Annotated in this window: 8 protein-coding genes and 1 tRNA gene; 1 reads left to right on the top strand and 8 read right to left on the bottom strand. The window is 56.1% G+C overall.

Annotated features, from left to right (window positions below):
• Nucleotides 1–179: 179 nt before the first annotated feature.
• The 8 genes from J9889_RS06860 to J9889_RS06825 all read right to left on the bottom strand — a co-directional run bounded on the left by J9889_RS06860 (nt 180) and on the right by J9889_RS06825 (nt 6,233).
• Nucleotides 180–731: a hypothetical protein gene (locus J9889_RS06860; RefSeq protein WP_210556191.1), complete on the bottom strand. Its 552-nt coding sequence runs from the start codon at nt 729–731 to the stop codon at nt 180–182.
• 200 nt (nt 732–931) lie between these two features.
• Nucleotides 932–1,441 (bottom strand): hypothetical protein, encoded by a 510-nt coding sequence (locus J9889_RS06855; protein ID WP_049047471.1) that lies wholly within the window; start codon nt 1,439–1,441, stop codon nt 932–934.
• A 20-nt stretch (nt 1,442–1,461) separates the two neighbouring features.
• A complete protein-coding gene (locus J9889_RS06850; RefSeq protein ID WP_104456100.1) occupies nt 1,462–2,004 on the bottom strand; it encodes a recombinase family protein in 543 nt (180 codons plus the stop codon).
• A 111-nt stretch (nt 2,005–2,115) separates the two neighbouring features.
• The gene (locus tag J9889_RS06845; RefSeq protein ID WP_010674054.1) at nt 2,116–2,253 is read right to left on the bottom strand and encodes a hypothetical protein; all 138 of its coding nucleotides are present in this window, start codon (nt 2,251–2,253) and stop codon (nt 2,116–2,118) included.
• A gap of 378 nt (nt 2,254–2,631) precedes the next feature.
• On the bottom strand, nt 2,632–3,570 hold the full coding sequence (locus tag J9889_RS06840; protein WP_104455777.1) for a hypothetical protein: 939 nt from the start codon (nt 3,568–3,570) through the stop codon (nt 2,632–2,634).
• Nucleotides 3,571–3,579: 9 nt separating this feature from the next.
• The gene (locus tag J9889_RS06835) at nt 3,580–5,304 is read right to left on the bottom strand and encodes a site-specific integrase (RefSeq protein WP_210556189.1); all 1,725 of its coding nucleotides are present in this window, start codon (nt 5,302–5,304) and stop codon (nt 3,580–3,582) included.
• Nucleotides 5,305–5,441: 137 nt separating this feature from the next.
• A tRNA-Ser gene (locus tag J9889_RS06830) sits at nt 5,442–5,529 on the bottom strand.
• 248 nt (nt 5,530–5,777) lie between these two features.
• Nucleotides 5,778–6,233 carry a YbjN domain-containing protein gene (locus J9889_RS06825; protein WP_160839247.1) on the bottom strand — a complete coding sequence of 152 codons (456 nt, stop codon included), beginning with the start codon at nt 6,231–6,233 and terminating at the stop codon, nt 5,778–5,780.
• Between the two features lie 155 nt (nt 6,234–6,388).
• Here J9889_RS06825 and J9889_RS06820 point away from each other — a divergent pair, with 155 nt between their 5' ends.
• The gene (locus tag J9889_RS06820) at nt 6,389–7,726 is read left to right on the top strand and encodes a flavohemoglobin expression-modulating QEGLA motif protein (RefSeq protein WP_210556188.1); all 1,338 of its coding nucleotides are present in this window, start codon (nt 6,389–6,391) and stop codon (nt 7,724–7,726) included.
• The last annotated feature ends 40 nt before the right edge of the window (nt 7,727–7,766 follow it).

Raw genomic sequence — 7,766 nt, 5'->3', positions numbered from 1 at the left:
ACCGGCAAGCGATTGGGCCGCTGCCCACAGGAGTGGTTGAGGGCCGTGGTCAGGGCGTGCATCGAGAAGACAGATTATCCCATCCCGGCAGAACTGATGCCGTCAACCCCGTCCTGGTGAATAGATACGTGCGAACAAGTATCCCACGAACAAAAAATGAAAATTTTAGTCATTTAATATCAATGGGTTACCAGTAAATGCTCTCGTGCCATATGACTTATTCGCACCTTCCCTAGGGCAGGCGTTATCTCATCGACCTTGTGCCCCTTGGCCCAAGTGACGAACGCCTGAACCCGCAGTTGGAGTTGTCCGACGGATTTATGCTGGATCCCCTCACTGGCCTTACTCTCAATAAACTTCGTCAGCGCCTGTCTGAGGGGGATCCCTGTAGTAGGTGGAGAGGTATCGACGGGTTGCTTGATGGTCTGGGGAACGGAAGAAAGCGCAACAGAAAGAGCATGATATTGCGGTACGGTAAAGCCCGCCGCTTTGAATGCATCGATCTCAGCTCTGATCCAGGCATGAAAACTATGGGTCGTGGCATCGGCAGGTGTCGCCGCAATGAGGGTGCGTACACGCGCCGCCAGCACCAGATTACGGTCTACGGCAACTTGACGTTCTTTGGTAAGGAGGGAAGTGCGGATAGCAAACGGCAAGCCTCGGTCACGCAAAATCTTGGGCAAGGGAAGCCGAGTGTAGTAGGTGCCGGAGGCATTTTTACTCAGATACATGATTGTTCCACCCAGTTGATCCAGGAAAAAAATCACGTAAGTCTAGAAATGAAAAAACCCGTTGAAATTCAACGGGTTATATTTGGCGGTGAGGGAGGGATTCGAACCCTCGATACTATCTGCCACTCAGTAACCCGCTGATTTCATTGCGATAATCATAGATGCAAATCTTACTTCTGTACCACTTATCTGTACCACATTTATAGTACAAACAGCCTTTCATACAGCTGTTCGAATGTGTCTACTCTGGTAAAGCTCCCCTTCGGCAATTGTCTGATCATCGGGCGTTCAAGCTTTTTACCATCTGCATTTCCCTTGGTGTGCTTGGCAACTTTATCCCCGAGAGAAGGTAATTTTTCACCCGGAGCCCCGCCAAAGAATAGATAATGGTCTACTTGCAGTGACACATCATCAAAGAACATCCACACAACACATCCAGATGGTTTTGAAGACAACGATTGGTGGATTTTCTGATTGGCAGCTTTTCCGCCCAGCTTAGTCGACTTCAGTTGAATATGCCGTAAGATCCCCTCAGCTTCAACGATGAGGTCATACCCTTTACTATCCACCTCAGACTTTGCCACCTCGATGTCACAACGCCCTGTTTTCCAAGATTTCTTGAGTAGCTCCGCAATGAACAGATGCTCTAGCAATTTTTCCCGGAAAGAAGAATGCGAAGAGTGAAGGCTGTCATCTACTTCTTGTTCCATTTGTTCCCCACTCGTATAGGTCATGATGCTGTACTGATACGATGGACACTCGACACGCTGATACCCAACCGCTTTGCCACTGATGCTTTAGCGATGCCTTGCGATAGAAGATGCAGCACTTCGTCCCGCTTCTCCATCGCTGTCGGCTTCCGGCCCTTGTAGACCCCTTTGGCCTTCGCCAAGGCGATCCCTTCCGCCTGACGCTCCAGCATGATTTCCCGCTCGAACGTGGCGATGGCTCCGATCATCGTCAGCATCAGCTTGCCTGTCGGAGTGGCCGTGTCGATGCCCAGATTCTGGATCTGTAATGTTACCCCTTTGGCGTGTAGCTGGTCTGTGATCTCCAGCAAGTGCCGGGTGTTCCGGGCCAGACGATCCAGCTTGGTGACTTTTAGCACGTCCCCAGACCGGGCGAACTCGAGCATTGCCTGTAGTTGCGGCCTATCCGTCTTGCTACCGCTGACCTGCTCATGAAAAACTTTTTCACACTCCGCCAGAGCTATCAGTTGCTGCTCCAGCGATTGCCCCGTGGTCGAGACACGGGCATACCCGATGATTGCCATGATGGCCTCCAATAGGTTCAAGACCCTGCAAGAAAAACGTGTCAAAACTCGAAAACCAACCCGTGTGACAGGGGTTGCCGGGGGGCTTCCGGTCTGTCACACAGGCATGGTCTATTGAGCGTCCGGCTCCTTCGGCGGGGGCGGCGGTGTCTGCATCGAGTTAACGGCCTCCTTAATGAGGACGCCCAAGGCTGCCAGCAGTGCCGCCTCCAACGCTTTCAGTAACGGGTTTCCTTGCTGCTCATTCATACGCCTGCTCCTTGCTGGATGGCTCCCGACAAGGGGCCAGATGTGATGTATTCCATGGGGTTCTCCTATGGTGTTGGTCTCATCTGGCTTATACCGGCGTTGGGTCTGAATGTTGCCTGCTCGTTTTCCTTAAGCTGGTGGAGTTTGGGATAGTTTTTTCAGGGCAACCAACGGGGCGGGATCGTTGCCATCTTCTTGATCTTGCTCCTTCGGATGGCTGGTAGGTTCCCCCCTCGGTGCAGTAAATAGATAAGTGTCTGAGTAACTAAACGGGTATATATATCGGGCTGGAACAGCTGGAACACCAGACACATACCGCCGAAAAGCCCATGAACACGCTGCTGGATGTGTCGATGAGACTCAAACTAACCAGATACATCACCCCAAAATGTGTCGATTGGCCGTCACTCGCGGCGGGGTTAGACGGTGATAGGCCAGATTACCGCTATGCCTCTGACTCAACTGCCAGCCAAGCCGCTCTGCAATCGCTTTTAGGTCTCGTCCCGGCTGAGCTGGATATCGCAGATACCCGGCGGGATCGCAGGTATAAGCACTCTGGGCAGACTCCCGTGTGATGTCGAAATGTCGGCTATCGCCCGGCTCTGCCATCGCCCCCAGCAGCCCTTGCAGGTACTCCTCCACGCTTAGGATGCGTCCCTGAGTCCGGCAAATGGTAGCCCACAGCTCTTGCTCCTCATGGCGAATCCTGAGCGGTCTGAGGCCCGTCTGCTGCTCGATGTAGGCATCACGCTGGTGGTCTGCTTGGCGGTTCGCTGGCTCCAGATGATAGGCTTCGTCAAACTCCAGCAAGTACGCTTCCTGCCGGATCGGCTTGTCGAAATAATGCCCATCCCGGTCGAACCACCGCATATCTACGCGAAAATCGACCCGGTATGGGCCGCAAGCGAACTGCGGCGTTACCTCTGTTTGCAAACCCGGCTGCTGTGCTTCAAAAGCAGCAAACAGAGGGGCCAAGTGCTTCACGTAAAACGCGGCCTCATGGCGGCTCTGCCGTTCCTCTCGTGGCAATACTTGCCCAGACAGCCGTTCGATTTCCGCTATCAGCTCCACGTTCAGGTGAGAGCTGGGGCCATAGGTCAGTACCGCCAAGGCTTGCAGGGGGGTCCATGTCCCCAATCCATTATCTGGCTCGAGCATCTCCGGTAGTTCCAGCCCCTCCATCCGTCGGATGTTGTCTATCGCCCGCCTGACATACTGGCTGTACCGCCCATTGAAGCCGGGTATCTGCGAGAGCGTTCCCCGTGGGCTAATGAGACCTAGTGAGTGGTGGCCGATGAAGATTTGATTGATGTCCAATACGGCCTCCTACTGTGTCTCAGCTTGTAGTTGTTCGTCATGGGTTGATATGGGAACCAAAGGAATGACTTCTACTGCGGCCAGCTTTTGGCCCAGCGTGTAGGCCCCATAGTTTCGCCCTGTCGCCGTCCTATCACCATGCTGGCTGTGCCCCGTGAGGGCGTTCTGCACGTCCTCACGCACCCCGGCTGTCCGTAGCAGGGTTATGAAGGTGTGCCGGAAGCTATGGAACGGCTGAATATCTTCCCGGACGATTTTGAGCTTTTCACGTAAGTACCGCTGCCACCATACACCCAGCCGCACATGGTAGTTCTGCTTGGGGCCAGAGGGCTGCAACAGGGGGAACAGGCGGCCATCCGCAGGTAAGGTGCGAACATAGTCCAGTAGACCAAGCGCCAGCAGATGGGGGTGTATAGGTATGTCTCGGTTACTGCTGCGGTTCTTCACGCTCTGGTCTTCCCGCAACTCAGCAACTCGGAAGAACCAGACGCCATCTTGCTGTATGACATCCGCCACGTAGAGCTGACAAACCTCCTCGGCCCGAGCCCCTGTGTAGTAGAGCATCAGCGGTACCCAGTAGTGAGCCTCACCGAATCGGGTATGTCGGGCACGTCTGGCGAACAACGGGGAACCAAACATGGTCGCCAGCTCGGTCGAGGTGTACGGGCGTTCCGGTTCAGCCAGTGGGTTGATGACGCTTTCTGTGTACTTGGCCCCGTGAGCAGGGTTGAACTCCAGCAGGCCATCGTCCACCGCGTGACCTAGCACCGCTGACAGGGCTCGCCCCAGTTTCTTGACGGTAGCAGCAGTCAGACGAGGAAAACTGTGCTCTGCTGCATAGGCGATCTGCTGGCGTAACGGCATGGCGGACACATGGCGTTTGGGGCGAGCTGGCAGTTGCTCCATCAAGTTGCGGAACTCGGCAACGTCACGCTTCGTTATATCTTCGATGCCCTTATCGCCCATCAGCTCGATGAATCGCTCAACAGCGACCTGATACTCAAGGATACGGGCATCCGCTTTCTTTGGTTCTCGCCGCTTGATGGTGGCCTTGTAACGCTCAAACAGGACAGATAGGCGGATACCCCGTGGACTGATTGTGGTCACCGTGTTGTCACCAGTTGGAACAAGAGGGATCTCTGGCTGGCAGATACGCCTTTGATTGGCATTCGTCGCGGCATTCTGTATGACCGCTCTGGAGAGGGCCTTGAACTTGCCCGCCAGCAGCTCGGCGAAGGCGACATAGTTGGCCGAATCGACGCACAGGCGAAGCCCTGTAAGCTGGAATGCCTCGTCGATGTAGGGCTTCATCCAGATCAGGAAGCGGGCAAGCCCTTTCTGCACGTCACGGGTTCGTTTGGGGTCTTTTTCCTCCTCCGACATGGTCAGAATTTCGGTGTAGTCCTCCCAGACCAAACCGTCACCATCCCACACCTGACGGATGAAGCGACCACGCACATCAGGTTCGTCCAGCCTCTCTATCATCGAGTTGTACCAACAGTCTGCGGCGTTGGAGAGGTCGAGGGGCCGCACCGCTAGATCAATCTTGGCGGCCTCCAGCAGGCGATAAAGTTCATCTAGGACAGGCAGAGCGGCCCGACGGGCTTCAGACTCGTTCGTGGTATTCAGAGAACGACGAAACTCCCACTGGTCGTTGAGCAAAGGGCGGAGTGCTTTAGGGATGACAACGCGGGCATACCACGTGCCATTTCGGTTTTGGAGTAGGTTGCTCATAGACCTCATTTTGTACCACCTTTTTGTACCACCTCGGAAGTGCCGGGATGGAAGGGTTGATCACAAAATCGCTATGAAATCAGGAAGTTTTTGACCTATAAAGAAAAACCCCTGCTCGAAAGCAGGGGTTCTCAATGTGGCGGTGAGGGAGGGATTCGAACCCTCGATACGTTGCCGTATACACACTTTCCAGGCGTGCTCCTTCAGCCACTCGGACACCTCACCAAATTTTTACTGCTTGAAGTGGCTTTCGGAGCGCGCTGTGCGTGCATCTTGCCGACTTCGTCGGTGGGCAGCCTCTCGGATACCGCACCAAATTTTTGTCTGTGGTTTAACGTGTTCAGCCAACACGATGTTCGCTGCGCCGTTGCGCTGGAACGGGGCGTAATTTAGGGGAAAGCCCCGCCGCCGTCAACGGCTTTTTAGCCGCAGCGAACCGTTCGCACATTAAACGCACAGTTCAGATGCTGAAGTCAGTGAACGGATTCCGGTGCGACCTGGATTTCCGGCAGATTGAGGAAGCCAAGGCGTTCACATTCGGAAACCACTTCATGGGTGGCTGCCGTGGTGCTTTCAACGAACAGCAGGAACTGCTCGACGGTGAGACCCGCCTTGGTAAAGACGGTGTGACCCACGACGAGGCGTGGCAGGTTGTCATCGATGATGTCGAGGAACACCTTGAGGGACGGATATTGCATGTTGAGACGACCCAGTTCGGCCACCAGGGGCAACAGCGATGAGGGGCGCACCTCCAGCTCGGATGAGAACAGCAGCCCTTCCTCTTCCACGAAGATCCGGCTCTCCTGGATGCCCTCGACGGACTGCAGGGAGACCATGTGGATGCCATGACACTGATCGCACACATAGTGCTCGATCCGGGCCTGTTGCAACCAACGCATTATCATTTCAGAGCTGGGGATATTCATCATTTTCACGACACGGTAGAGATCAAGGGGCGCAGTCTAAACCAATTTTCAGACAACCAAAAGCACACAGGCCGGATCCCCGTCGTCTCGCTTCTTTTTGACAGGCCCTGTGCCTATACTCAGCCATTCTCGTAGCGCACTCGCCTCCAAAGAGCCCGATGACCATCCAAGAAAAGTATCGCCTGCACCTCAAATCCCTCTCGGATGAACTGCTCGCCCTGCAAAAACCCATCCGCATCCTGGATGCCATCAAATGGCCCCGTCACCTGCAAAGCGACTTTCTGGCAAGTGGCGGCAAGGCACTGCCCGCCATCGACAGGCACTTCTATGAATCCCTCCCCCTGGGGTTCGATCCCCGCAACAAGTACCTTGAGCTCAAGGAGTTGAGGGACAGGATCCGCCGGCACCTCGGCCCTCAGGACGATCTCGGCCGGATCCTGCAAGAGACGGTGGATCAGTACATGGTGGTCATCGAGATGCTGCGCCAGCGCGGGCAGCCTGACTTCCAGCGCTACAGTCAGCGGCTCTACGGCTCGGCAAGCGATCACCTGCGCGGGGATCGCAAGACCCTGAAGGAGCTGGGGGCCAGATTGTGCGACATCTTCTCCCTGCCCGGCGCCCGCCACCTAGTGCGCCCCTACCCCAAGGAGTTCGAGGGGGAAGCCGCGGTGGCGAGGCTGCAGGGCAAGCTGTCGAGCTACTTCAGCGACGGCACAGTCCAGGTCAAGCTCAGCGATGGCATCGTCTCCGATGCCGCCGCCGGGGGGGATTACATCAAGCTCAACTCCCACGCCCGTTTCTCGGAGCTCGATCTGCAGGTGCTGGAGGTACACGAAGGCTGGGTTCACGTCGGCACCACCCTCAACGGCCGCCAGCAATCTTACGCCACCTGGCTCGGCGCCGGCTCGCCCCGCATCACCGCCTGTCAGGAGGGGTTGGCGGTACTCATCGAGACCCTCACGTTCAGCTCCTTCCCGGACAGGGCCAAGCGCATCTCGGATCGGGTCATGGCCATCGACATGGCGGAGCATGGCGCCGATTTCATCGAGGTGTTCCGCCACTTCGTGGCCAAGGGGGCCAGCGAGCACGACGCCTACAAGATCACCCAGCGAGTGTTTCGCGGAGGCATGGTCGAGGGGGGTGCCTGCTTTACCAAGGATCTCTCCTATGTGAAGGGCTATGTGGAGACGGTGAACTTCATTCGCAGCGCCGTGCTGGAGGGAGTGCCGGAGATCCTGCCCATGCTGTTCGTCGGCAAGGTGACCCTGGACGACATTCCCGTGCTCTATCAGCACTATCTGGAGGGGCTCATCGACGCCCCTCGCTACCTCCCTCCCATGTTTCGCGACCTCACCGGGCTCTACGTCTGGTTCGGCTTCGCCTCCGGCATGTCCCTGGTGGACATAGGCCGGGTACAGCAGCATTTTCGCCAGCTCTTCCACCGCCTGCCGGCGGCCGACCCCATCATCGCCCCCGTCGACATCGAGATCGACTGACTCCCATAGACAAAGAGGGCGCCAGATGGGCGCCCTCTTT

This window comes from Aeromonas sp. PrichA-15 (assembly GCF_017939245.1).
Lineage (GTDB): Bacteria > Pseudomonadota > Gammaproteobacteria > Enterobacterales > Aeromonadaceae > Aeromonas > Aeromonas caviae.
Note: the sequence above shows the minus strand (reverse complement) of the source record. Positions and strands in the feature narration are given on the sequence as shown.

What these genes read in the sequence shown, in the direction of transcription:
- J9889_RS06860 (WP_210556191.1), bottom strand. Translation starts at nt 731, where the DNA reads ATGTATCTGAGTAAAAATGCCTCCGGCACCTACTACACTCGGCTTCCC.
- J9889_RS06855 (WP_049047471.1), bottom strand. Translation starts at nt 1,441, where the DNA reads ATGGAACAAGAAGTAGATGACAGCCTTCACTCTTCGCATTCTTCTTTC.
- J9889_RS06850 (WP_104456100.1), bottom strand. Translation starts at nt 2,004, where the DNA reads ATGGCAATCATCGGGTATGCCCGTGTCTCGACCACGGGGCAATCGCTG.
- J9889_RS06845 (WP_010674054.1), bottom strand. Translation starts at nt 2,253, where the DNA reads ATGAATGAGCAGCAAGGAAACCCGTTACTGAAAGCGTTGGAGGCGGCA.
- J9889_RS06835 (WP_210556189.1), bottom strand. Translation starts at nt 5,304, where the DNA reads ATGAGCAACCTACTCCAAAACCGAAATGGCACGTGGTATGCCCGCGTT.
- J9889_RS06825 (WP_160839247.1), bottom strand. Translation starts at nt 6,233, where the DNA reads ATGATGAATATCCCCAGCTCTGAAATGATAATGCGTTGGTTGCAACAG.
- J9889_RS06820 (WP_210556188.1), top strand. Translation starts at nt 6,389, where the DNA reads ATGACCATCCAAGAAAAGTATCGCCTGCACCTCAAATCCCTCTCGGAT.